This is a genomic window from Haladaptatus sp. HS23 (genome assembly GCF_056892285.1).
The window spans coordinates 209,553-231,425 of sequence record NZ_JBXGLH010000009.1 but is presented as its reverse complement, the minus strand read 5'-3'; the positions used below and the strand labels follow the sequence as shown (position 1 = coordinate 231,425).

Sequence of the window (21,873 nt, the reverse complement as noted above, 5' to 3'; positions counted from 1 at the left end):
AAGCCTGTCTGCGTTTCGGTCAGTACTGGAGTGCGCGAGCCTCTGGGAAATTCGATTCGCCGCCTTCCACTCATACTGCATTCATTGACCCTCACAGAGCATCGGCTCTGTGGGGGTTTTTGCATTTCTTTCGAGCGCCCAGTGACATCTCTCGCTGGAATATCATCGCCCGCGGACTTTCGGTATCTTGATCTCCTCTAAAGCGACCGTTTTGCTACTCGGACTTTAGCTCGACTCGGACCGCGTGGTAGGGGTGTACCTCGATGTTTTCTACCGCGTGGGGTCCCCTCCTCTTCCCGTTTCGGTGACTCGAACGCTGTACCCCCGTTTTTGTCGTAATAGCGAATTCGGGCGGCCCGGTCGACCATCATCACACTCGGACACCGGTGTGTGAGTCGACTCTTTCTCACCGGGGAATGATGACTTCGACGACGCGAACGCGGTCGTCTTCCACCAACACGTGATGTAACTCCGGTGCGGCTTCGATGGCGTTGAGCGAATCCGACCACGGCTAGTCGGACATTGTATCGGAAGGGGTCTGTGTATTTCATCGACTGTGTGTCGACGAATAATAAAAATCCGTTCCACCTACCGATATCCATTGCCACCTCCGTCCAACAATTCCGATTCACGGGAGACCGCTATGCTTAAACCAAGCCGATACGAAGGAATGCCTGCGCCAAGGTGGCAGAGTCCGGCCGAACGCAGCGGCCTGCAGAGCCGCCCATCGCCGGTTCAAATCCGGCCCTTGGCTTTCTTGTGAACCTATCTTCGTAGCGACTGCCATGTCCCATGCGACCGGATTCCCTGTGAGTACTACTCCCAGTAATACGAATTCTGGACTCTCGTGTCACACTCCAGTCTATTCCACGTTCGAAAAGTCCTCACTTTCTGACCGATCTCGTGTCGACTGGCACGCGTTTAGAACGAAATCGGTCCTCTCTCGCGGGCTTCGGTGGCGTCCACCGCAAGAGACTTCTCACAGGGAATGTGGGGACCGTGGTCTGCGGTCCGTTTCGACTATTCGGCGTGGAGTGCGTCTGGGATGTCGTGTACGGCGGCTATCTCATCGTCTTCGAGTAACCCCTCGTACGTTCCATAGGTGTGTGGTATGTCGAGTTGCTCTGCGACGGTCGCAGCACGAGATTCGCTCCGCGACGCGAGCGCAGTGACTTCGTGTCCTGCCTCCTTGATGGCCAGTATCACGGCATTTACACCGATTTTTGCCGTGCTGATGACGCCAAATTTCATGCCTCACGTTCGTTTTCGGGGCTAATGAAAAGAAGGGGTGAACCGTGTAACCAAAAAGTAACCATTATACCGAACGCGGACCGGGGCTAGAGTATGCAACGACGAGCAGCGGGCGTATACATTGCGATCTTCCTCGTCATTTCTGCCGGGGCATACTCACTGGTCGGCATGGCTCAGGAGCCGACGGTTTCGGTGAACAACCCGGATCAGACGCTCTCACAGCAAGGACAGCAGTTCACTGTCGACGGTCGGCAGTACAACGTGACGTCCTTGAGTGAGGGCTCCGCGGAGGTCGCGTGGACCCAGCAAGCCGCCACGTATTCGGCTGAACTGGCGAACAATTCGACAGTCAAACAGGACAATACGACATTCCAGGTCCTCATCCCGAACAAGTCGAAGCCGAAGAAAGCGACGCTTCGCGAGGTCCAGAACCTCACGAACGACACGCAAACGGTCAAGCAGGGTAACGAGACGTACGTCGTCACCAACGGCAGTGATGGGAACAAGTCGCTCGTTCCAGTCGACGAGTACAAACGTCAGCAGTTCGGCGAACCCGAGAGCAAGACGTTGCGCGTTGGCAACTCCTTCCAGTACTCGAACAACTCCACGACAGTCAAAAACATCACGGCTGAAGCGGTGACCCTCCAGTGGAAGGCTCCGAAGACGACGACGACGGCGCTTAAAAGCGGCACCGCAGCCGAACTCGGACCGAATAACAAGACGTTCGTCGCCCATGCTGAGGGCAAGAATGTCCTGTTGTCGTCCGACGTGAAGGCCTACAACGAACAGGAGGAGTCGATAGCACACTTCCACGAGCGCATTGCGGGACTGTGGGGCGTTTCCATCCTCAGCTTCCTCGCGGCAGCGCTCATCGGAATGCTCGCCTACCTCCCGTTCAAGGGATAAGAACGACCTTTTTTACGTCCGAACGATCCACGCCAGAGCTCCGCCGATGCCGATCGCTGCGACAGCGCCGAGTATCTGCCCGAGCATGAGGAGTGCGCTTCCCGATTTGTATGCCCACGGCGTTCCGACGAGCGTGCCGATTCCGATGAGAACGAGTAGGACCCCGAACGCGATTCCGAGGGGTTCGAGCGAATCCGAAACGTAACGGTTCATATTCGGTTCTGTGTTCGGATGACTTATAATATCTACTGAATGACGTCGCTGGGCGTTCGTTTCGTCGCGAAAACGTCCCGGAAAGGGCTGTTGAACTACGCCCAAACGTTCCGGGTCGTTCGCTCACGGCCTCGCCGTCCGCATCGAGGCGCTTGCGCCTCGCAGTCGCTTCCCGGGCGTACGTTCGGTTTATTTCAAATCCTTTCGAACCGCTTCGCTCGTCACCTCCGTTCCTCGAAGAAGCGGGCTGGAAGGGATTTGAACCCCTGGCCGTCTGGTTAAAAGCCAGACGCTCTGCCTAACTGAGCTACCAGCCCTCATCTCTTCTTGCGAGTTGCGACGTTTAAACGTTTGCCATTCCATTTTCGTCGCGTACTCGTTTCCGGGGTGCGTATCGTTTTCTCCTTGGGTCTCGACTGTCGAATCATGACCGACTTTGATACAGCACAAGGCGAGGAGTTGCGCGCGTTCGTCGAACGGCTCTGTTCGTTCGACACGACGGGTGGCAACGAGGGTCCCGCACAGGAATGGTTCGCGGAGCGGCTGACCGAGATGGGGTTCGAAACGTACGAGTGGACGACCCACGCCGAGGAGCTGTCCGAGCATCCGTCGTTCCCCGACGACCCTGCCGACATCGAACACACCGAAGCGAGCACGGGCGGGCCGACCCTCGCAGAACGTCCGAGCGTCGCGGGCGTCTTGGAGTTCGGCAATCCGGACGAGGGTCCAACGCTCGTCCTGAACGGGCACATGGACGTCGTTCCGGCCGCCCGCGAATCGTGGGATACGGACCCTTTCGAACCGACGTGGGACGGCGACGGCCTCACCGCCCGCGGCGCGGTCGATATGAAATCCGGACTCGCGTCCTGTGTCTTCGCCGCGAAACACCTCCACGAGAACGGAGCGGGCCTGAACGGTCGCCTCGTCGTCGAGAGCGTCGTCGGGGAAGAAGAGGGTGGAATCGGTGCCGCAGCGGCGGCGCTGTCGAACCCGTACCCGTTCGAGCGCGACGCCGCCATCATCGCGGAACCGACCGACCTCACGCCGGTCATTGCGGTCGAGGGGACGGTCATGAAACGCCTACACATCACCGGCCGCTCCGCACACGCGGCCACGCGGTGGCGCGGGGAGAGCGTGCTCCCACACTTCGAGGAGATTCGACGCGCGTTCTACGAACTCGAAGCCGAGCGAAACGAGTCGGTCACGCATCCGCTGTACGACGAGTTCCCGATTTCGTGGCCCATCGTCATCGGAACGGTGGAAGCCGGGACGTGGTCCTCGTCGGTTCCCGCGACGCTTACCGCGGAGATGCGGTTCGGCGTCGCGCCGGGCGAAACCGTCGATGAAGTCGAAGCGATGTACGAGGAGCGACTCGCCGAAGTGGTCGAGGGGAACGAGTGGCTTCGCGAACATCCGCCGACGTTCGAGCGCTTTTCCATCCAGTTCGAGGCGGCGGAGACGGACGCGGACGAACCGGTCGTCGGCGCGCTTCAGTCGGCGATGGGGGCGAGCGGTCTCGACACGACGCTTCGCGGGGAGACGTACGGTGCGGACTCACGCCACTACGTGGCTGCCGGAATCCCGACTGCCGTGTTCGGACCGGGAACCATCGAACAGGCACACTTTCCGAACGAGACGGTGCAGTGGCCGAACGTGCTGACGGCCGGAACGGTGCTTACTGAAGCCGCACGAACGTTTCTCGACTGACACGCTTTCGACCTTTGATTCGTTTTCAGCCGAGTTCCTTTTCGAGCGCCCGAGCGACCACCTGTTCCGGTTCTTCGTCGGCGAGTGCGGCCTCGCGTCGGAGTTCGCGGTACAGGTCCGGCGGGAGCGAAAGCGTCACCTCGCCGAGCGTGACGCCGTGGTTTCGGAGCGCGCGTTCCGGCGTCGCTCCGTCGCTGATGTCGCTGACGATGGCGCGCACTTCGCGCACGGTCAGCGAGTTGTCGAGGATGGCCCACGCGAGTTGGTAGCGGGCGTCCCCGTCGACTCGTGCGATGTGCTTGGCAGCCGTCGGCGCGATGTGCCCGACAGCGACGTGGCGTCGAATCGACCGCGGGAGGTCGTGTACCCGCGCCCACTTTCGGATGAAGGCCACCGTGGTTTCGCCGCCCGCCCGCTCCGCGGCCCCTTTGTAGGATCCGACGCCGCGGACGAGCGCCGCACAGGCCGCCGCCCCGCGCAACATGTACACGTTGTCTTCGTTGCCGGGGCCTCCTCCCGCGAACGCACGGACGGTTTGAGCGGCCTCGTCGACGCTCTCCGGGTCGTTCGGATCGAACGCCTTCGCTTCCCGTGCCCGTGGGCCGGTTATCGTCTCGTCGCCACGGATGACCGGTTTGCCGACCGGTGACTTTCGGTCTACGGGTGGCTCCTCGCCGGGGCCGTTGGTCATCGTTCGTGGATTGGTCGGACGGGGTAAAAAGGAACCGCCCAAACGACCGATTTTGTCGACTGACACCCGGTTCTGGATATCGAAATCCGGTTTCAACACCGCCTCGGATGTTGTTTCTTTCCAACTGTTGTTGCTCGCGTATTGACTCTCCCGGCGTTAACGACCGGGTTCCTCCCTACGTTTATGTGCGACGCCACCCAACTTTTTCCCCATGACCGGCCACGGCTCCGACTACTCGACGGAGGAGCGCCAACTTCGAACCCGCGACGAAAAGGAGGGCGTCGAGAAGTGGGTCGAGAGCGTCTTCTTCGCCGTCGGGGAGGTAACGTTCCTCGCTCTACCGGCTTTCTACGGGTTGATGGACGCGGAACCCAACGCGCCGCTGAAGTTCGCCGCCCTGTTCTCGTGGTTGACGCTCGTCGTCTGCGTCGGGACGTTTCGCGGTCCGTGGCTCGACGTCGATTGGCCGCCGGTGACTCCCCTCCTGTTGCTCCTTCGGTTGCTCTACTACACCGTCGTCGTCGCCGTAGTGGCCTATGCTGGCGCGACAACCGACCTCGCGCTCCACTCGCCCGCCGTAACGGCGACGGTTGTGGTCCTCCTCTCGGTCGGCAGTGCGCTGGTCTTCCCGCGACTCGCGCGGGCCGTCGGTGAGCTGAAATAAGGGCTTCTCGGTCGTTCCCACTGACATCGATGTCATGTGGTGACGCTCCCGTCCGCGAGAGTATATCGTCGTTCGAAGCCAACGAACGGGTGAGAACGCCATGTCCGACGAACCTTCCACCCACGGCGAGGCACCGATAACCGCCGAGCGCCCCGATGGTGCGGTCCCCTTGACTGGAACCGACCACATCACCCTCATCGGCAGCAACGAGGAGGACACGGTCGAGTTCTATCGGGACGTGCTCGGGATGCCGCTCGTCCTTCGCCAACCGAACCTCGACGCGCCGAACGTCACGCATCTCTTCTTCGACAGCGGCGACGGTCGCATCATCACCTTCTTCGTCGAGGAGGGTCGCCAGTCGAATCCCGCACCCCAGCGAACCGGAATCGGCGCGGTCCATCACCTCGCGTTCCGATTCGACCCGGAGCGAATCGAAGAGGTCCGTGAACGACTCGAAGCGCACGGCCGCCGGTACAACGAGTTCGACCGGAGCATCTTCTACTCGCTGTACACCTCGGACCACAACGGTCTGACCATCGAACTGACGACGGACAAGTTCGACATCCCGGACGACAGACGCGCCGAGGTACTCGCGGTCGCCCAGCGAAAACGCGAGGAGGACGGTTCCGAGTACGCGAAGGGAGAGCACCTCCAAGCCGCGTTGGAGGAACTCGGCATCCCGGTCGAACCGGCAGACCTCCCCGACGCCCCGACCGGTGCGGGCGGGTTGTAGCGCAAGTTGCGGATGGCACAGTCCCGTCCGACCTCGTTAGGCGGTGGCTTTCTGTACCGTGCGGCCATAGACGGTTGCATGACCGACTCCGGATGGACCGCGGACCGAATGCCGGACGTGACCGGGAAGACGGTAATCGTCACGGGCGCGAACAGCGGCCTCGGCTACGAGGTGACGCGTGCCCTTGCACGAAACGGTGCGACGGTCGTCATGGCTTGCCGACGGACGAACCACACGAGGACGATGAAAGGTCGGATTCTTACCGAAGCCCCCGACGCGGCGCTCGACGTTCGCGAACTCGACCTCGCGGACAGTTCTTCGATTCGCTCCTTCTCGGAAAGCTTCGACTCCGAGTACGACGACTTGCACGTCCTCTGTAACAACGCGGGCGTGATGGCCGTCCCCCGAGACGAAACCGCGGACGGCTTCGAACTCCAGTTCGGCGTCAACCACCTCGGCCACTTCGCGCTCACCGGCCGTCTCCTCGATTCGCTGGTCGAAACGGAGGGCGAAACACGCGTCGTCACCCAGAGCAGCGGCTTTCACGAGAACGGGGAGATAGATTTCGACGATTTGCAGGGGGAACGCGAGTACGACAAGTGGGACGCGTACGCCCGGAGCAAACTGGCGAACCTGCTGTTCGCCTACGAACTCGACCGACGGATAGATGCCGCGGGCATCGACGACGTGGCGAGTGTCGCCTGCCATCCGGGGTACGCGAGTACGAACCTACAGGGACGCGGTCCGAAGGAGGAAGGCTCTACCCTTCGCCTGTGGATGATGCGCATCGCGAACGCGCTCATCGCCCAGAGCGCCGAACGCGGCGCGCTGCCGATGCTCTACGCTGCGACGGCGGACGGCATCCGAGGCGGCGAGTACGTCGGTCCCGACGGGTTGATGAACATGCGCGGGTTGCCCTCGGTCCAGTCGTCCAGCGAGCACTCTTACGACGAGGCAGTAGCAGAGCGCCTGTGGGACTCGTCGGAGGAGTTGACCGGCGTGACCTACGACTTCGGGCGGGCGAAATCCGTCAGCAATTGACTTCCTTCCCGTCGGAAGCGTTATTTTAACTGGTGTGAACGAGTGAGAGCGGATATGGTGACGACCGACGACGCGACGCGATTGACGACGGTCGAGGACCTCCCCGAAAACGATTCGTTCCTGTTCACGGTCCGTGAACGCGACGGGTCGGAAGAGGAGATCGTTCTCGTCCACGCCGGCGACTGCATCGCCGCGTGGAAGAACTTCTGCCAGCACGAAACCGACCAGCGACTCGACCGGGGCTTCGGGGCGGCCATGCGCGGCGGCAATATCATCTGTCCGAAACACGGCTCGATGTTCGACGGCTGTTCAGGCCACTGCGACAACGGGAAGGCTGCGGGTTCGACGCTCGTCTCCGTCGATGTGACCGTGGACGACGGCGTCGTCTACCTGACCGACCGGATGTGCGAGTTCGCACACGAAGGCGGTATGGAGGAGGAGGATGACGACGACATGCCGAGTTCATCGTCGCACCTCACGTTTTAACGTCCGGTGGCGATGAAGCATTCCTCGTCGTCAGTAGCGGTTAGGTGCGAGTTCTCAGAACGGTTCTACGGAGTTTTATCGAGTTGTCGGTCGAACTGAGTATCATGGTCGTTGTTGATGAAAAACTGGTCGATGACCTCTCGCTCCGCGACCGCGAGTACCAAATCGACGACTTCGTGAGATACCTCGAACGCCACCACCACGGGGACGAACCGGGAATATCGATGGAACGACTCGATGCCTACGCCGACGCACTCGGATACGATACGGAACACACACACGTGTTGCTCGAGGAGCGATTGACCGATTCGACGACGTGGACCCCCGGCAACAACCTCTACCGCGTGGGGGACAACGTCAGCATCTACCCGCCGTCGTGGCACGAGCAGTTGACCGACACGATGGACCTCGCCGAGTACGTGCGCGTCATGCTGGCGGAGAAAATCGAGGCGAGTGGCAGACTCCCACCCGCCCGACGGGGAATTTCGCAACCGGACATCCTCACGGCGGTCGAGGTCTTCGCCGACCTCGACCGGGAGATGGGCGAGGACCTGTTGAAACAACAGCGACAGAAGGGGAGCATCGTGATATACGCCTCCCAGAACCCCGAAGACCTCGTTCGACTGCCGGAGATGGAAGGATAACTCACCATGAAAATCACGACAGAGCGCACCGATACCGGTCAGTTCGAACTGTTCGTCCTCCTCGACCGCGAGGTGTACGCCAGCAGGCAGGTCGGTTCCGAAACCGAGTGGACAGAGTGGGAATGTTTGGAGGGTGCCGAAGGGGAGGCGCTCGCCGCCGGTCGCAACGAGGACGGCCGCGTCGAGGTGTTCGTCACCGACCCGGAACACGGAACGTATCACACGCGCCGAGCAGCGGACACCGGTGCTGACGGCCTCGGCGAATGGGAAGGATGGCGTCTCCTCGGCGACGAATCCTGTCCGGGCGAATCGGTTGCGGTCGCACCCAACGGGGACCGCCGACTCGAAGCCTTCGTTACCCACCCGCGGAGGGGGACGTTCCACGCGAGACAGACGGTGACGAACGGGACGGCGTGGACCGACTGGGAAGCACGCGGCGACAAAGCGGGGAACGAAATCGTCGCCGTGCGCGACGCGAAAGAACGGCTTCAGGTTTTCTCGCTCAACTACCCCGACGAGGAATCCGACTTGACGACGGTCGAAAAGGAGTTCCTGTACGGCGTCCACCACTGCTGGCAACTCGAACCGGACGGCAACGAGTGGGCCGAGTGGCACCGACGCGGACGGGCGAACGGCCACTCGCTCGCCGTCGGGGAGAACGAGGACGGACGTCTCATGGCGTTCCTCGTCCGGGACGACGACGTGCCGATACACATCGGTCAAGCCGGATTCGAGGAGACGGAGTGGGAGGAAACGTGGAGCGAACTCAGCTACCCGGAGGACTTCGAGATATTCCACCGCCCGAAGGCGAAATCCGTTGCGGTCGGTCGGGACGCAGCCGGCCGAGTGGAGGTGTTCATCACCGGCCGCAAACTGCACCGCCTGACACAGCAGGCACCGAACGGCGACTGGTCGCTGTGGGAGCGCTTCGGCAGGGTCAGATGTGCCGGTCTCGACGTCGCGCGAACGCAGGACGGCGGACTCGTCGTCTTCGGCCTCGAAGATACGCCGAAGGCTTCGCGCCGTCCGAAGGTTCACCAGCGCTGGCAGACGAAACCGAACGGTCGCTGGTCGAAGTGGTGGTCCCGCCCGATTTAGGGGCGCGTCGTCGCGGCGTCCCCATCGATTTCGTACCGCTCCCCGAGTTCGGGCGCGCTCGCGTCGTAGCCGTCGGCCCGTAGTTCCTCGGCGAACGCGTCACACCTGTCGCCGTGGTTGACGAGCACCGCGGCGTCGCGGTAGGAATCGAGAAACGAGAGCAGGCCGTCGCGGTCGGCGTGGGCGGAGAAGTCGTAGGACTCGACCTGCGCGCTGACGGGCATGACGCGGCCGTCGATTTCGCCGCGGCCGTGTTCGAGCAGGTCCCTGCCGGGCGTTCCCTCGACCTGATAGCCCGTCATCGCGATTTTGTTGACCGGGTTGGCACGGATTTCGGGGATGTAGGCCATCGCCGGCCCGCCGGTGAGCATCCCGGAGGTGGTCACGATGACGGTGTTCTTCCGTGCGATTCGCTTGCGCTGGCCGGTTTTCCCCGTCACGAACCGCGCGTTGGAGATGGCCCGTTGGAGGGCGTCGGGGTCGCGGACGAACTCGGACTGCTGGCGGAGCATCCGCGTAACCTGCGTTCCCATTCCGTCCACGTAGCAGTCGATGTCGTGTGCCTCGCACACCATCAGCATCTCCTGTGTCCTGCCGATGGCGAACGCGGGGACGACGACGGTTCCACCCTCCCACACCGTCGTCTTGACGCTTTCCGCGAACCGGCGTTCCGTCGCGGCCCGGTCCCCGCGGTCCACGTCCGAGTAGGTGCTCTCGCAGAGGACGATATCCGCGTCGGGGCGAGCGGTCGTTCCGGACAGTAACCGCTGATTGCCGGTGTGAAAGTCGCCCGTGTAGAGCAGTCGCGTCTCGCCGTCGTCCACCAACACGTGGGCGCTTCCCGGGATGTGGCCCGCGTTGTAGAACGTGATTTCGTGTCCGGCCGCTTCGAACGATTCCCGGTATCCGTGCGGTTCCGACACCTGCGTCAACCGCTTGATTTCCGCGCCGGTGAACGGACAGTCGTAGCTCCCGCCGTGCAGTTTCAGCGTGTCCCGTGCGAGCAGTCGCGTCAGTTCGTACGTCGGTGGTGTCCAGTGAAGCGGTGGCCAGTCGTCACCCGAGAGGAGGGACGGAAGCAGACCGACGTGGTCAAGATGGCCGTGGGAGACGACCACCGCGCCCGGGTCCACGTCGCTGACCGGGTACTGCGGTGGGTTCCCCGTCAGCATCCCGTAATCGAGGAGGAGGGAGTCGTTGACGAGAATCGCGCTTCGCCCCACCTCGCGCGCCCCGCCGAGAAACTGGATATCCATTGGAGGGAGTAACGGCCGAAGCCGTTTTTCTTCGTCGGTTCGGTCGCGTGTCGGAAACCGCCACGCCGCCGCCGGTTCCTGACCATTTATCACCACGAACGCCCGAGTTCAGTGTGATGTCGGACAGAGCCTTCAACATGGATGGCGACTGGAACGCCCTCTACATCGACGGCGAATGGATCTCCGGCGGCGACCGGGACGAAATCGACGTGATGAACCCGGCGACACAGGAGCAGGTCACGACCGTCCCGACCGCGACCGAGGACGACGTGAACCGCGCCTACGAGGCCGCCGCCGCGGCACAGTCGGAGTGGGCCGACCAACCCCCGGCCAAGCGAATCGGCGTCATCCAGTCCGCTCTCGACCTGCTGGACGAGCACCGAAACGACATTCTCCACTCGCTGGCGGTCGAGTCGGGAAGCGCGAGCATCAAAGCCTACGCGGAGTGGCAGACCGCCAAGGGAATCACCAACCAGTCCACAGAGTTCCCCTTCCGCGTCGGCGGCGAAATCAAGGATTCGATGATTCCGGGGAAGGAAAACCACGTCAAGCGGGTCCCCATGGGCGTCATCGGCGTCATTTCGCCGTGGAACTTCCCGTTCAACCTCTCGATGCGCGCCGTCGCGCCCGCGCTGGCGCTCGGCAACGCGGTCGTCCTCAAGCCCGCCTCGCCGACGCCCGTCACCGGCGGCCTGCTCCTCGCCAAACTCTTCGAGGAGGCCGGACTGCCCGAGGGACTGCTCAACGTCGTCCCCGGTAAGGGGTCCGAAATCGGCGACCGGATGGCGTCTCACCCCGAACTCGACGTGATGGCGTTCACGGGGTCGACGGAAGTCGGCAAACACGTGGCCAGCCTCGCCGCCGAGAACCTCGCGCTCCCCGCGATGGAACTCGGCGGGAACAACCCCCACGTCGTCACCGAGGACGCGGACCTCGACGCCGCCATCGATTCCGCCGTGTTCGGGTCGTTCCTCCATCAGGGACAGGTCTGTATCTCCATCAACCGTCACCTCGTCCACGAGGACGTGTACGACGAGTACGTCGAGAAACTGACCGCGCGCGCGGAGGAACTCCCCATCGGCGACCCGACCGACCGCGACAATGTCATCGGTCCCATCATCGACGAGGGCGCACGCGACCAGATTCTCGACTACATCGACTCGACCGTCGAGGAGGGTGCGACCCTCGAAACCGGCGGCCACCACGACGGCCTGTTCGTCAAACCGACGGTCCTCTCCGGCGCGACCAACGACATGGCCGCGTCCTGCAACGAGACGTTCGGTCCGACCGCACCGGTCATCCCGTTCTCCTCCGACGAGGAGGCAATCGAACTCGCCAACGACACCGAGTACGGACTGGCCGCCTCGGTCCACGCGGGCGACCTCGGCCGCGCGCAGGACCTCGCCGACGCCATCGACGCCGGGATGGTTCACATCAACGACCAACCCATCAACGAGGAACCCCACGTCCCGTTCGGCGGCGTGAAAGGCTCCGGAATCGGCCGCTACGACGGTGACGCCATCGTCGAGGAACTCACGCAGGAGAAGTGGATTTCGGTGCAGCGCGACCAGCGACGCTATCCCTTCTAGAACCCACCTTTTTATTGCGAGGGTCGCAAACCGCGCGACCCTCGATAAAAATCTGGACCAAAAGCACTCCTCCTTCGCTTCGTTTCACTCCGCTCAGTCGTCGGCCCGCTCGCTCCCGAGGCGCGGAGCGCCTCGCTTCGTTCGCGGTACGATTGCTCGTTCCGTGAAAATACGGTGTGCCTATCGCTCACTTCGTTCGCTCGTTCAGTCTCTTCGCTACTCTGCCAACGGGTTCTGCGGGATGAACCGGTTCGCGGTTCCGCCCCTCGGAGTTTGGGTTCCGTTCCCACTCGATGCTACTCCTTCGACGCCGACTCCACGACTTCCTGTTCCGACGCTTCGATCACGGTTCGTTCGGGAATCTCCGTCTCCCGTTTCGGCCGCCGCGTCAGCAGTCGTTGCAGGAGCGTCAACTCCTTCGGCGCTTCCTTCTCGATGGTGTGGTACTCAACGACGACGTTCCCGGCCTCCTCGCCGATTCGGAAGTAGTTCAATCGGTACGAGGGATAGTACACCGGCGGGAGTATGCCGACGATGGTCGAGGTCCGGTGCAGTCGCTTGAGCCACGTTCCGGTGTTGATGATGACGCGCTCGCCGACTTCCGTCAGCGAGACGCGGTGGGTGTGGCCGTAGATGTACGCAACGACGTCGGAATACTCCTCGAACACGTCCTCGGCGGCGGCGACGTAGGGTGCATCGACCGGTTTGTCGGGTTTCTCCTTTCTGACGAGGCCGAACCGTTCGAGCGTTTTCCGCACGTCGCGGGCGAAGAAGTACAGCGGTATCGAGATGACGAACAGGAGGAACACGACCACGAGGTTGACGTAGACCACGAACTCCACGAGGTCGCCGACCAATCCCAGTTGGCGGAGAAACGAGGTCGTGGCGTTCGTGACGATATGTGACCCGAGTACGCCGGTCGCTTCCACCACGAGGGCAACGAGGTAGATGAGACTGACCTGAAACAACAACAGGAACGGCAGTGCGCCGTAGCGGAGGAACGGACTCATCTCACGGTAGAAGTAGTTCGACGCTATCCAGTCCGGAATCTCCTCCAACGGCGTGAGCGACTGTATGTCCTTGAGCCAGTTGTACTTCCCCCGACCCGAGAGTTGTCCGGCCTTCCCCGTGATGTGGCGGTTGACGAAGTAGCCGAGCGGGTTGGCCCGCGGATTGCCGAACTCGGGCATTCGGTTGTGCGCGTCCTCCTGCATGCCGTGTTCTATCCATATCTTCTTCTCGGCGACGCGTCTGGTCAGCGAGAGCGTCGGGTCGAGCGTGACGTTGTACTCGGCCAATCGCTCCACGTACTCGGGATACCCCGCCAGTTCGGCGTCGTGATTCCCGGGAATCAGCGTGATGCGGACGTTCTCCCCCGTCTTCCGAAACTGTTCAAACAGCTTCGGGTGGTGTTCGACGAGCAGGTCGAACTTCTTCATCCCGGCCGACTGGGTGAACTCCCACAGGCCGAACGCGTCGCCGAGGATTATCAGCTCGGCCTCCTCGTCCGTCGTTTCGAGCGTCCGTAGGAACTCGACGAACTCGTCTTCGAACTCACACTCCTGTAACTGCTCGTCGCCCCCCACGTGAAGGTCGCTGACGAAATAATATGCGTCTGTCATCCTCCCCCGCCTCCCAAACACGACCGGATGGCGGAAAGCGGTTTCGTCCGAGAGAGTGGGTTTCGATGTCCTTTTAGGGTGTGACCGATATTCGTTCCGTATGGCAAACTTTCAGGTCGTCGTTGCGGACCCCGATTCCGGGGTGGCCTATCAGCGCGATATAGACGGACAGGATGCGAACCGATTCCTCGGCAAGTCCATCGGCGAGGACGTCGACGGCGGTGCCGTCGGCCTCGACGGGTATTCCGTCGAAATCACCGGTGGCTCCGACAACGCCGGTCGCCCGATGCGCGGCGACGTCGCCGGTCCGAACCTCAAGGACGTCCTCCTCGAAGGCGGCACGGGGTACAACCCCGAGCGAGACGGCGAGCGACGACGCATCTCGGTCCGCGGCAAGGAAGTCAGCGAGGACGTCGCACAACTCAACGTTCGCATCAGCGAGTACGGCGACGAGTCCGTTGAGTCCCTCTACGGCGAGGGCGAGGGCGACGAAGACGACGAGTAACGCGGCGGAACACTCAAACATTTACACAATCTTTTCACGAGTATGACGCAACGGGTTTCGAGTGATACGACCGAAACCGTCAGGGCGACACTGGCGCAGGCGGGTGCGACGAATCGTGCGAACATCGAGGTTCCTGCGGACGACGAGGACGCGTTCCCGGCGGACGAAATCGTCCGTATCGTGATGGACGACACGGAGTACCGCGCCCGAATCGAACGACCGTTGACCGGCGATGGCCGACTCATCCGCGGCGTGTACGACACGCCCCGCCTCGCGCGAAACCCGGGTGAGGGCGAGAACCGACTCTCCGAATGGTTCGCCGACAGCAACCGCTCGTTCGGCCAGTCGGTCCTCATCGACGTGGTGGAGGAGGGATTCAAATACGGCATCCGCGAACCCGGTTCGCGGGCGGTGTACGAGGCGACTGAAGCACCGAACGGAAACCTCGCCGACATCGCACAACAGGTCGAGGACAAATGAGCAAGCGCGAGGAGTTTTTGGCGGGCGAACGCCCGGACGACGTGGCGCTCTTTCTCGCCGATTCGTTCGTCTCGGGGGACAAACTCGCCGACTACGGCGAATCTGTTCCCGGCGGTCTGCTGTTGGTCGTTCCGGGGGAAACCGGACGGAACGTGTTCAAGAAGGCCACCGGCATGGACGCCATGAGTTTCGCGAAGGAGGCGATGGGAACCGAAGGAACCATCGCGGCGGACCTCGCGGGCGGCGACTGTCCGGAGGGCGACCACGACGTGGAGTTCGTCTTCGCGTTCGTCGAGGAGCAAAACGAGGAGGTCGGCGGCCTGTACGCCGAGGGTGACGTCGTCCACGCTTACGCTTACTGTTCCTGTGGAACGTCCTTCTCCCACAAGTGGGTTGCAGGCGAACGGTAACGGGCGACGAGAAGGGGGGAACGGTCCGACGGTCCCCTTTATTCAGAAGCAGTTAGTTATATGCCTTCTGGCTTCTTCGATAACGAAAACTGCATGGCGAACGTCGATCCGGTTTCAATTGGTCACGATTTTCCCGCTCAACTCCGAATTCTTCACGTCGACAACGACGAGGCCTTTCTTCGACTGTCACAGCGGACGCTGGAACGAGAGGACGATATCGAGGAAGTCGTCTGCGTCACGAACGACGACGACGCCATCGAGTATCTCTTCGAACGCGACGTCGGCATCGACTGTGTCGTCAGTGATTACGAACTCGATGCCGGTTCGGGACTCGACCTCCTCGAAACGGTACGAGAGCACCGTCCGTATCTCCCGTTCATCGTGTTCACCGGGACGGGAAGCGAGGACGTCGCCGGCAGCGCCATCTCCTCGGGCGCGACGAACTACCTCCAAAAGGGAACGTCGGGCGCTCGATTCGTCAGTCTGACATCGCAAATCAAACAAGCGGTCTCCCACCGTTATATCGAGAAACAGGTTCACCGGGGATTCCGGGCCATCGACACCACCCGTGAGGGCATCGCCCTGCTCACGAACGACTTCCGTTTCAACTACGTCAACGAGGCCTACGCCGAGTTGTTCGACTACGATTCGCAGACGCTCATCGGCAGGGAGTGGGGAACGACGCTCACGGACGACGCCGTGGACTTTCTCTCGTCGGAAGTCGTTTCGATGGTCGATTCCGACGGGGAGTGGAGCGGTGAAATCATGGGCGAACGACGGGATGGAAGAGCGCTCACGCTGACGCTCACCGTCTCCGCCGTCGCCGACGACGAGTACGTGTGTGCGGTTCGGGACGTGACCGAGCGCAGGGAGTGGGAAGACGCCCTCGTACAGGAAAACGAGCGCCTCGACGAGTTCGTGAGTCAGGTCTCTCACGACCTTCGTGGCCCGTTGAGCATCATCTACGGCTATCTCAATCTCGCCCGTAAGACGGGCGAACCGGACCATTTCGATGAAATCGAACGGGCGGCCGACCGAATCGAGGCCATCATTTCCGACCTCCTCGAAATCGCCCGCGAGGGGGAGACGACGTTGGAACCGGAGACGGTTTCCCTCGAAGCGTTCGCCGCGGACGTGTGGGACGGCATCGAGAGCGAATCCGCGACGCTCGACACCGAATCCGCGAACGGACGACTCCTCGTCGACCGTGACCGCACGACGGAACTGTTCGCAAACCTGTTTCGGAACGCGGTCGAACACGGCGGTTCCGAAGTCACCGTCTCCGTCGGCACGATGTCCGACGGCTTTTACGTCGCAGACGACGGTCCCGGAATTCCCGAGGGACGCCGCGAACAGGTGTTGCAGTCCGGCTACTCGACCGAAGAGTCAGGCACCGGCTTCGGGTTATCCATCGTCCAACAAATCGCGGACTCCCACGGCTGGCAACTCTCCATCGACGAAAGCGACGCCGGTGGCACACGGTTTTCGTTCTCCGGGGTCGAACGCCCTCACGTGGAGTGACTCGTCCGGCGACATCGCTTTCCCCGTTCCTGCCGAGTTTTAGCTATGGCAGAGCGTGTGCCCATCGCCGACTGGGGGGCAATCGAAACCAATCTCCGCCGGTTCGCGCCGGACGTCGATGACCACGGACCGAAACTTGTCGCGCGGATGGGCGTCGCCCGATTTACCGTCACACGGGACGGGCACGTGACGGCCGGAATGCCCTTCCACGAGTTCGACGGACGGGCGGACTCGGTCGTCTTCGACCACGACGCGGGTGCGATTCGAATCGAACGGGCGGGTGTAACCTACGTGTTCCGCAGACCGTAGCGCAAGCGACTTCTCGCCACGCTCCGACCACCCGACAATGGCATTCGACGCGGTGACGGTCGGGAGCGCGCTGGTGGACCACGTGTACTCGCTGTCGAACCTCCCCGAACCCGACGGTGGAGCGTTCGTCCACGACGAATCGCGGTCCGCCGGCGGGGTCGCCGCCAACGTCGCCACCGCGCTCACGCGACTCGGACGCGAAACCGGCGTCGTCGCTCGCGTCGGCGACGACGAGGAGGGCGCGTTCGTCGAAACCGACCTCGAAGAACGCGGCATCGACGCGACCCGCGTCCGCCGCGGCGACGAGGACTCATCGTACTGCCTCATCCTCCGCGACCCCGACGGTGAGCGCATGATAATCGCGGGCGGGAACGCGGTCCCCGCGCTCCGATTGACCGACGCCGACCTCGAGTATCTCCGCAAAGCGCGGGTCGTCTTCACCAGTGCCTACGCACCCGACGAAGTCGTTTCCCGTCTCGTCTCCGCTCGTCGGACGAACGACCTGCCACCGCTCGCCTTCGACCTCGCGGGGCCGCTCTCGGAACTCGACGGCCGAGGCGTCACCCGCGAGACGCTGGACGAGGCGCTCTCGGTCTTCGACCTGCTGGTTACGAGCGAGGTACCGGTCCAATCGTACCTCGGCGTCGGTCCGCGCGAAGCGGTCGAGGAGTTTCGCGCCCGCGGCGTCGAACGCGGTGCCGTCACTTGCGGACGGGACGGCGCAATCCTGTTCGACAGGGCCGACGTCACCGAGATTCCCGCCTTCGACGTGCCCGTCACCGACACGACCGGTGCGGGCGACGCCCACACCGCCGGATTGATTCACCGATGGCTCCTCGGGGAGCGGAGTGCGGAGGAGGCGGGACGATTCGCGGCCGCCGTGGCGGCGCTCAACTGCGGCGCGGAGGGTGCGAGAGGCGGCTTTCCGACCGAAGAAGGCGTCGAAGCGTTCCTGTAAACGGTCCGTTTCACAGCTCCTTTCTCATCTCCACAACCGTTCCCGTCACGCCCGTCGACTCGTGGCTCGAAAACTCCTGAGCGAACTCTCTCACGCGTTCGTATCCGCGTGATTCGTAGAACGGAACCGCGTTCAGCGACGCCGAGAGGCCGAGCGTTCGCGTGCCTCGCTCGCTCGCGCGATGTTCCAATTCCGCGAGGACCGCGGACCCCACTCCAGTTCGGGCGGCGGACGGATGGACGTACACGCCCGTGACTTCGCTCTCTACCGCTACCGCGTGCTCTTCTGGCGGTTCGAACCGGGCGGTGCCGAACGCCACGATGTCGTCCTCGTCTTCCGCGACGACGAACGCGCCCGCATCGGCTTCGATGACTGCCGCGTACTCCGCCGACTCACAGCCTTCCGCCCACGCCGTCACCTGCCGTTCGTCGTAGCCCTCGCGCCCGAGTTCCGTGATGGATTCGGCGTGGACCGCCCGTATCGCCTCTGCGTCGTCGGTCGTCGCGTCGCGAACCCGCATACGTCGTCGTTCGGCGTGAACGAGGTATTTCGTTCGATTTTGCGGACGAGTCTGTCCGACCTTCCCACGGGGATTGAGAGTGCGGACCCGTCACCGAAACCGTGTCTCCGAACTCAGACCCTCGAAACCAGCTTCTCGACCCTCGATTCGTCCACGCGGTTCGTCGTCTCGCCACCTTCCTTCAGCGCGGTGCCGACGATTGCGCCGTCCGCGATGTCGAGGAGGTCGCGCACGTTCTCGGCCGTCGTGCCGCTGCCGAGGAACACCGGCGCGTCCGATCCGATTTCGTCCCGACAGGAGACGACGGATTCCAGCACGTCGGTGTCGACTTCGTGGCCGGTGCCGACGCCGCTCACGACCACGCCGTCAGCGCGGCCGCGGTCGAGGGTTTCGTCCACTATTTCGGTCACGGGCCGGTCGGCCAGCGACGCGGAGTGTTTCACGTCCACGTCGGCGAGGACTTTCACGTCGGAGCCGAGTTCGTCGCGGAGGCGAAGCGTCTCGTGCGCTCGCCCCTCGACGACGCCTTGGTCGGTCATGCGCGCGCCCGTGTGGACGTTCACCCGAATGAACTGCGCGTTTGCGGCCGTCGCAATCGAGAGGGCCGACTCGGCGTCGTTCCGGAGGACGTTCACGCCGATGGGGCAGTCCACGGCCTGCCGGAGTTCGGTGACGACGCGCGTCATCGAGGCGACGACGTGTTTCGGCACGTCGTCCGGGTAGAACGGCGAGTCGCCGAAGTTCTCCACCATGATGGCGTCCACACCGCCGGATTCGAGCGCGTGGGCGTCGGTGAGCGCGCGGGTTCGGAGGGCGTCGAAGTTCCCTTCGAAACCGGGCGACCCCGGAAGGGCGGGTAGGTGAACCATGCCGATGACGGCGTCGTTCGTCTCGAAAATGCTCATACTCGGCCCTCGTCGCGCCTCGAATTAAACGAACCGAGTCGATACGCTTGCTGTTGGCCAATCGACACCACAAAGTTTCTACCGACGTAGCCGTGAGTCACCGACCGTCCAAACTATGACGAACACGAGTTTACAGACCGAGCGCGTTCCGCGGTTGGTTCGGGAAGTTCTCGGAGGCCGAACGGTCACGGACGTGATACCGGCGGACGAGGGCACCGACGACGTGTTCTTCGTCACCATCGGGATGCCGGACGGGGACCGGAACTGCGTGTTGAAATCCTGCTCGTTCGTGGACCCCACGTCGTTTCGGGCCGAACCGAGGGTCCTCGACTTCGTGAGTCGCCGGACCGAAATCCCGGTCCCCGACGTTCTCGGCTACGTGGACGACCACGACGACGTGTCCGCACCGTTCTTCCTGATGAAACGCGCGCCCGGCGAGGCGATTTCGGGTCCCGAGTCGCTGACCGACGACGCGCTCTCCCGCACCGCCCGCGACGCCGGACGCCATCTCGGCGAACTCCACGCGGCCGCCACGTTCGACGGATACGGGTGGCTCCGAGCAGGCGTGGACTCCGACAGCGAATCGACCGTCGACGACCTTTCGGTTGCGGACCTCGAACCCGATTGGCCCGCACGGCTTCGCGCCAACGCCGAGGAGAACCTCGCGCGTATCGAGGAGTCGGGGCGATTCGCCGGGTTGACCGACGACCTGCGCGCTGGCCTCGACGAGTATCTCGAAGTCGTCCCCGACACACCCGACCCGGTACTGCTTCACGACGACTACCGATTCGGAAACCTCCTCCTCGACTCGGAGACGGGTGCCGTCCGGACGGTCCTCGATTGGGGTAACCAGTTCACCGGCCACCACGAGTACGACCTCGCAACCACCGAACACTACCTCTGCGGTCGTCTGCCGCTCGACGCCGACCGACGGAAAGTCGTTCACGACTCGCTGTTGGCGGGCTATCGGGAAACCAACGAGGTGACGCTCGACGACGGCTTTAAACGGCGGCAGCGGGCCTATCGTTTCGTCGCGCAACTCTCCGCGCTCGCGTGGTTCGACCTGTGGTATCGTGGAAGCGACGACCCGGAAACAGACGCGACACAACAGAAAGAACTCGCGCGCTCGTTGATTCCCTGAACGCGGTTCGACCGTTCTCCGACCGTGGTGTTCTACTCGTTCGCTTCGTTCGCTTCGTCCGCATCGTCCGTTTCGCCCGCTTCGAACTCCGCCGCTTGATCGTCTTCGTGTTTCAGGTTCCAGAACGCCTCCAAAATCACCCGTTTCGTCACCGCGCCCTGTGTCGTCCAGTGGTGGGCGTAGTCCAACATGTCGTCGTAGATGCTGGGCTTACACCCCGCCGCCTTCGGGTGACCGCCGCCGTTGACCTGCCGTGCGACCTCGTGGCAGCGCTCGAACTCGTCGGTCCCGCGGATGCTCGCGCTTCCGGCGGGTTTGACGACGACCGAGGCGTCCGCGCCGCGTTCGCGCATCGCTTCCGCGACCTCGTTCTGCGAACAGCGGCCGTAGGTGACGCCCACCGTCCAGTCACCGATTTGCTTCATGTCGGCGCGTTCGACCGCTCGTTCGATGAGGGCCTCCTTCTCGACGCGCTGTTCCGCGAGGAACGCCTCGACGTCCTCCGGAAGGTCCGCACCGTGCGCTTGGATGACTTCCATGTACTCCTCGGGTTCCGACCAGTAGGAGTAGTCCGCCAGATCGTCGCTTCGCGGGTCGTTCCGGAGCCACAGGTCGTGGTCTCGTGTGACTTCTGCGAGTTCGACGAGGTAGTCCGGGAAGTCGTAGTCGAGCGATCGGGCGACCACGTCCGCGGTACATTCCTCGTCCGACTCGCCGACGACGAGTTCGATGCCGAGGGCGCGGACCGCCTCGGCCACCGCGTCGTCCCACTGGTGGTGGTCGAACCAGAACACTTCCTCCGCCTCCTCGACCAGCGTTTCGAGTTCCGTCGCGATGGGTTCGTAGGCGTCGGGACAGAGGTCGCAGATGAACACCGTCGCGCCGGGTTCGCTGTACGCGACGACCCGTTCGAGCGCGTCCGCGAGGTCGTGCGGTCCAGCGTCGATGAGCGCCGTCTCGCCGTAGGATTCGCGGACGAGCGCCGTCGCGGCCAATCCGTCGGCGTCCGGGTCGGCGACGACCGCCCGTTCCGCACCCGTCAGTTCCTCTTTCGCTTCCTGTTCTTCCTGCTGTGCTTCGAGCGAATCGGGGAAGAAAAAGCCCTCGCCCGGGAGGAGGGATTTTCGTTCGAGCGAGAGGTTTTCGTCGTCGATGACCCAATCTTTCATACCACCACTCCGACCCGAGTCGCAAAGAGTTCCCGGTTATACATCGCCCGGAGA

Annotated in this window: 24 protein-coding genes and 2 tRNA genes; 17 read left to right on the top strand and 9 right to left on the bottom strand. The window is 62.9% G+C overall.

Annotated features, from left to right (window positions below; all coding sequences use genetic code 11):
* Positions 1–678 precede the first annotated feature (678 nt).
* A tRNA-Cys gene (locus AC1XDK_RS22255) sits at positions 679–754 on the top strand.
* A 266-nt stretch (positions 755–1,020) separates the two neighbouring features.
* On the opposite strand, the gene AC1XDK_RS22250 is transcribed toward AC1XDK_RS22255, so the two are convergent.
* The gene (locus tag AC1XDK_RS22250) at positions 1,021–1,251 is read right to left on the bottom strand and encodes a hypothetical protein (RefSeq protein WP_483352164.1); all 231 of its coding nucleotides are present in this window, start codon (positions 1,249–1,251) and stop codon (positions 1,021–1,023) included.
* A gap of 93 nt (positions 1,252–1,344) precedes the next feature.
* Here AC1XDK_RS22250 and AC1XDK_RS22245 point away from each other — a divergent pair, with 93 nt between their 5' ends.
* On the top strand, positions 1,345–2,157 hold the full coding sequence (locus AC1XDK_RS22245; RefSeq protein ID WP_483352163.1) for a hypothetical protein: 813 nt from the start codon (positions 1,345–1,347) through the stop codon (positions 2,155–2,157).
* Positions 2,158–2,169: 12 nt separating this feature from the next.
* On the opposite strand, the gene AC1XDK_RS22240 is transcribed toward AC1XDK_RS22245, so the two are convergent.
* Both AC1XDK_RS22240 and AC1XDK_RS22235 read right to left on the bottom strand, forming a co-directional pair.
* The gene (locus tag AC1XDK_RS22240; RefSeq protein ID WP_483352162.1) at positions 2,170–2,370 is read right to left on the bottom strand and encodes a DUF8123 family protein; all 201 of its coding nucleotides are present in this window, start codon (positions 2,368–2,370) and stop codon (positions 2,170–2,172) included.
* Positions 2,371–2,613: 243 nt separating this feature from the next.
* Positions 2,614–2,687: transfer RNA gene (locus tag AC1XDK_RS22235), tRNA-Lys, on the bottom strand.
* Between the two features lie 109 nt (positions 2,688–2,796).
* On the opposite strand from AC1XDK_RS22235, the gene AC1XDK_RS22230 reads away from it, so the two are divergent.
* Positions 2,797–4,077, top strand: a complete 1,281-nt coding sequence (locus tag AC1XDK_RS22230) for an ArgE/DapE family deacylase (RefSeq protein WP_483352161.1) — start codon at positions 2,797–2,799, stop codon at positions 4,075–4,077.
* A gap of 25 nt (positions 4,078–4,102) precedes the next feature.
* Here AC1XDK_RS22230 and AC1XDK_RS22225 read toward each other — a convergent pair whose 3' ends face one another.
* Positions 4,103–4,768: a DUF7119 family protein gene (locus AC1XDK_RS22225; protein ID WP_483352160.1), complete on the bottom strand. Its 666-nt coding sequence runs from the start codon at positions 4,766–4,768 to the stop codon at positions 4,103–4,105.
* Between the two features lie 211 nt (positions 4,769–4,979).
* Between AC1XDK_RS22225 and AC1XDK_RS22220 the strand changes: the two genes are divergently transcribed.
* The 6 genes from AC1XDK_RS22220 to AC1XDK_RS22195 all read left to right on the top strand — a co-directional run bounded on the left by AC1XDK_RS22220 (position 4,980) and on the right by AC1XDK_RS22195 (position 9,434).
* Complete coding sequence (locus AC1XDK_RS22220) at positions 4,980–5,432, top strand: DUF8215 family protein (protein ID WP_483352159.1); 453 nt, start codon at positions 4,980–4,982, stop codon at positions 5,430–5,432.
* 100 nt (positions 5,433–5,532) lie between these two features.
* Positions 5,533–6,165 carry a VOC family protein gene (locus AC1XDK_RS22215; RefSeq protein ID WP_483352158.1) on the top strand — a complete coding sequence of 211 codons (633 nt, stop codon included), beginning with the start codon at positions 5,533–5,535 and terminating at the stop codon, positions 6,163–6,165.
* A 78-nt stretch (positions 6,166–6,243) separates the two neighbouring features.
* Positions 6,244–7,206, top strand: a complete 963-nt coding sequence (locus AC1XDK_RS22210) for an oxidoreductase (RefSeq protein WP_483352157.1) — start codon at positions 6,244–6,246, stop codon at positions 7,204–7,206.
* A gap of 54 nt (positions 7,207–7,260) precedes the next feature.
* On the top strand, positions 7,261–7,692 hold the full coding sequence (locus tag AC1XDK_RS22205) for a Rieske (2Fe-2S) protein (protein ID WP_483352156.1): 432 nt from the start codon (positions 7,261–7,263) through the stop codon (positions 7,690–7,692).
* Positions 7,693–7,796: 104 nt separating this feature from the next.
* Positions 7,797–8,336 (top strand): hypothetical protein, encoded by a 540-nt coding sequence (locus AC1XDK_RS22200; protein ID WP_483352155.1) that lies wholly within the window; start codon positions 7,797–7,799, stop codon positions 8,334–8,336.
* 6 nt (positions 8,337–8,342) lie between these two features.
* On the top strand, positions 8,343–9,434 hold the full coding sequence (locus AC1XDK_RS22195) for a DUF8189 domain-containing protein (RefSeq protein WP_483352154.1): 1,092 nt from the start codon (positions 8,343–8,345) through the stop codon (positions 9,432–9,434).
* Here AC1XDK_RS22195 and AC1XDK_RS22190 read toward each other — a convergent pair.
* Positions 9,431–10,690 (bottom strand): MBL fold metallo-hydrolase, encoded by a 1,260-nt coding sequence (locus AC1XDK_RS22190; protein WP_483352170.1) that lies wholly within the window; start codon positions 10,688–10,690, stop codon positions 9,431–9,433. The genes AC1XDK_RS22195 and AC1XDK_RS22190 overlap by 4 nt on opposite strands.
* Positions 10,691–10,806: 116 nt before the next feature.
* On the opposite strand from AC1XDK_RS22190, the gene AC1XDK_RS22185 reads away from it, so the two are divergent.
* Complete coding sequence (locus AC1XDK_RS22185) at positions 10,807–12,279, top strand: aldehyde dehydrogenase family protein (protein WP_483352153.1); 1,473 nt, start codon at positions 10,807–10,809, stop codon at positions 12,277–12,279.
* A 296-nt stretch (positions 12,280–12,575) separates the two neighbouring features.
* On the opposite strand, the gene AC1XDK_RS22180 is transcribed toward AC1XDK_RS22185, so the two are convergent.
* Complete coding sequence (locus AC1XDK_RS22180) at positions 12,576–13,901, bottom strand: metallophosphoesterase (RefSeq protein WP_483352152.1); 1,326 nt, start codon at positions 13,899–13,901, stop codon at positions 12,576–12,578.
* Between the two features lie 100 nt (positions 13,902–14,001).
* On the opposite strand from AC1XDK_RS22180, the gene AC1XDK_RS22175 reads away from it, so the two are divergent.
* The 6 genes from AC1XDK_RS22175 to AC1XDK_RS22150 all read left to right on the top strand — a co-directional run bounded on the left by AC1XDK_RS22175 (position 14,002) and on the right by AC1XDK_RS22150 (position 18,084).
* Positions 14,002–14,406 (top strand): 30S ribosomal protein S6e, encoded by a 405-nt coding sequence (locus tag AC1XDK_RS22175; RefSeq protein ID WP_483352151.1) that lies wholly within the window; start codon positions 14,002–14,004, stop codon positions 14,404–14,406.
* Between the two features lie 42 nt (positions 14,407–14,448).
* Positions 14,449–14,886, top strand: a complete 438-nt coding sequence (locus AC1XDK_RS22170; RefSeq protein WP_483352150.1) for a DUF7112 family protein — start codon at positions 14,449–14,451, stop codon at positions 14,884–14,886.
* A complete protein-coding gene (locus AC1XDK_RS22165; RefSeq protein WP_483352149.1) occupies positions 14,883–15,296 on the top strand; it encodes a DUF5807 family protein in 414 nt (137 codons plus the stop codon). The genes AC1XDK_RS22170 and AC1XDK_RS22165 overlap by 4 nt, the downstream gene beginning before the upstream one ends.
* Before the next feature lie 93 nt (positions 15,297–15,389).
* The gene (locus tag AC1XDK_RS22160) at positions 15,390–16,817 is read left to right on the top strand and encodes an ATP-binding protein (protein WP_483352148.1); all 1,428 of its coding nucleotides are present in this window, start codon (positions 15,390–15,392) and stop codon (positions 16,815–16,817) included.
* Between the two features lie 45 nt (positions 16,818–16,862).
* Positions 16,863–17,126: a hypothetical protein gene (locus tag AC1XDK_RS22155; RefSeq protein WP_483352146.1), complete on the top strand. Its 264-nt coding sequence runs from the start codon at positions 16,863–16,865 to the stop codon at positions 17,124–17,126.
* 37 nt (positions 17,127–17,163) lie between these two features.
* The gene (locus tag AC1XDK_RS22150) at positions 17,164–18,084 is read left to right on the top strand and encodes a carbohydrate kinase family protein (RefSeq protein WP_483352145.1); all 921 of its coding nucleotides are present in this window, start codon (positions 17,164–17,166) and stop codon (positions 18,082–18,084) included.
* 10 nt (positions 18,085–18,094) lie between these two features.
* Here AC1XDK_RS22150 and AC1XDK_RS22145 read toward each other — a convergent pair whose 3' ends face one another.
* Positions 18,095–18,604: a GNAT family N-acetyltransferase gene (locus tag AC1XDK_RS22145; protein WP_483352144.1), complete on the bottom strand. Its 510-nt coding sequence runs from the start codon at positions 18,602–18,604 to the stop codon at positions 18,095–18,097.
* A gap of 113 nt (positions 18,605–18,717) precedes the next feature.
* Complete coding sequence (locus tag AC1XDK_RS22140; RefSeq protein WP_483352143.1) at positions 18,718–19,509, bottom strand: BtpA family protein; 792 nt, start codon at positions 19,507–19,509, stop codon at positions 18,718–18,720.
* A 115-nt stretch (positions 19,510–19,624) separates the two neighbouring features.
* On the opposite strand from AC1XDK_RS22140, the gene AC1XDK_RS22135 reads away from it, so the two are divergent.
* Positions 19,625–20,650 (top strand): phosphotransferase family protein, encoded by a 1,026-nt coding sequence (locus AC1XDK_RS22135; RefSeq protein WP_483352141.1) that lies wholly within the window; start codon positions 19,625–19,627, stop codon positions 20,648–20,650.
* A gap of 32 nt (positions 20,651–20,682) precedes the next feature.
* Here the strand turns inward: AC1XDK_RS22135 and AC1XDK_RS22130 are convergent, their stop codons facing one another.
* Complete coding sequence (locus tag AC1XDK_RS22130; RefSeq protein WP_483352140.1) at positions 20,683–21,819, bottom strand: DHH family phosphoesterase; 1,137 nt, start codon at positions 21,817–21,819, stop codon at positions 20,683–20,685.
* Positions 21,820–21,873 lie beyond the last annotated feature (54 nt).

Coding starts and splice junctions, on each gene's coding strand:
- AC1XDK_RS22245 (WP_483352163.1), top strand. CDS start 1,345: ATGCAACGACGAGCAGCGGGCGTATACATTGCGATCTTCCTCGTCATT.
- AC1XDK_RS22250 (WP_483352164.1), bottom strand. CDS start 1,251: ATGAAATTTGGCGTCATCAGCACGGCAAAAATCGGTGTAAATGCCGTG.
- AC1XDK_RS22240 (WP_483352162.1), bottom strand. CDS start 2,370: ATGAACCGTTACGTTTCGGATTCGCTCGAACCCCTCGGAATCGCGTTC.
- AC1XDK_RS22230 (WP_483352161.1), top strand. CDS start 2,797: ATGACCGACTTTGATACAGCACAAGGCGAGGAGTTGCGCGCGTTCGTC.
- AC1XDK_RS22150 (WP_483352145.1), top strand. CDS start 17,164: ATGGCATTCGACGCGGTGACGGTCGGGAGCGCGCTGGTGGACCACGTG.
- AC1XDK_RS22130 (WP_483352140.1), bottom strand. CDS start 21,819: ATGAAAGATTGGGTCATCGACGACGAAAACCTCTCGCTCGAACGAAAA.
- AC1XDK_RS22160 (WP_483352148.1), top strand. CDS start 15,390: ATGGCGAACGTCGATCCGGTTTCAATTGGTCACGATTTTCCCGCTCAA.
- AC1XDK_RS22225 (WP_483352160.1), bottom strand. CDS start 4,768: ATGACCAACGGCCCCGGCGAGGAGCCACCCGTAGACCGAAAGTCACCG.
- AC1XDK_RS22215 (WP_483352158.1), top strand. CDS start 5,533: ATGTCCGACGAACCTTCCACCCACGGCGAGGCACCGATAACCGCCGAG.
- AC1XDK_RS22155 (WP_483352146.1), top strand. CDS start 16,863: ATGGCAGAGCGTGTGCCCATCGCCGACTGGGGGGCAATCGAAACCAAT.
- AC1XDK_RS22140 (WP_483352143.1), bottom strand. CDS start 19,509: ATGAGCATTTTCGAGACGAACGACGCCGTCATCGGCATGGTTCACCTA.
- AC1XDK_RS22195 (WP_483352154.1), top strand. CDS start 8,343: ATGAAAATCACGACAGAGCGCACCGATACCGGTCAGTTCGAACTGTTC.
- AC1XDK_RS22205 (WP_483352156.1), top strand. CDS start 7,261: ATGGTGACGACCGACGACGCGACGCGATTGACGACGGTCGAGGACCTC.
- AC1XDK_RS22145 (WP_483352144.1), bottom strand. CDS start 18,604: ATGCGGGTTCGCGACGCGACGACCGACGACGCAGAGGCGATACGGGCG.
- AC1XDK_RS22220 (WP_483352159.1), top strand. CDS start 4,980: ATGACCGGCCACGGCTCCGACTACTCGACGGAGGAGCGCCAACTTCGA.
- AC1XDK_RS22190 (WP_483352170.1), bottom strand. CDS start 10,690: ATGGATATCCAGTTTCTCGGCGGGGCGCGCGAGGTGGGGCGAAGCGCG.
- AC1XDK_RS22170 (WP_483352150.1), top strand. CDS start 14,449: ATGACGCAACGGGTTTCGAGTGATACGACCGAAACCGTCAGGGCGACA.
- AC1XDK_RS22185 (WP_483352153.1), top strand. CDS start 10,807: ATGTCGGACAGAGCCTTCAACATGGATGGCGACTGGAACGCCCTCTAC.
- AC1XDK_RS22135 (WP_483352141.1), top strand. CDS start 19,625: ATGACGAACACGAGTTTACAGACCGAGCGCGTTCCGCGGTTGGTTCGG.
- AC1XDK_RS22180 (WP_483352152.1), bottom strand. CDS start 13,901: ATGACAGACGCATATTATTTCGTCAGCGACCTTCACGTGGGGGGCGAC.
- AC1XDK_RS22210 (WP_483352157.1), top strand. CDS start 6,244: ATGACCGACTCCGGATGGACCGCGGACCGAATGCCGGACGTGACCGGG.
- AC1XDK_RS22200 (WP_483352155.1), top strand. CDS start 7,797: ATGGTCGTTGTTGATGAAAAACTGGTCGATGACCTCTCGCTCCGCGAC.
- AC1XDK_RS22175 (WP_483352151.1), top strand. CDS start 14,002: ATGGCAAACTTTCAGGTCGTCGTTGCGGACCCCGATTCCGGGGTGGCC.
- AC1XDK_RS22165 (WP_483352149.1), top strand. CDS start 14,883: ATGAGCAAGCGCGAGGAGTTTTTGGCGGGCGAACGCCCGGACGACGTG.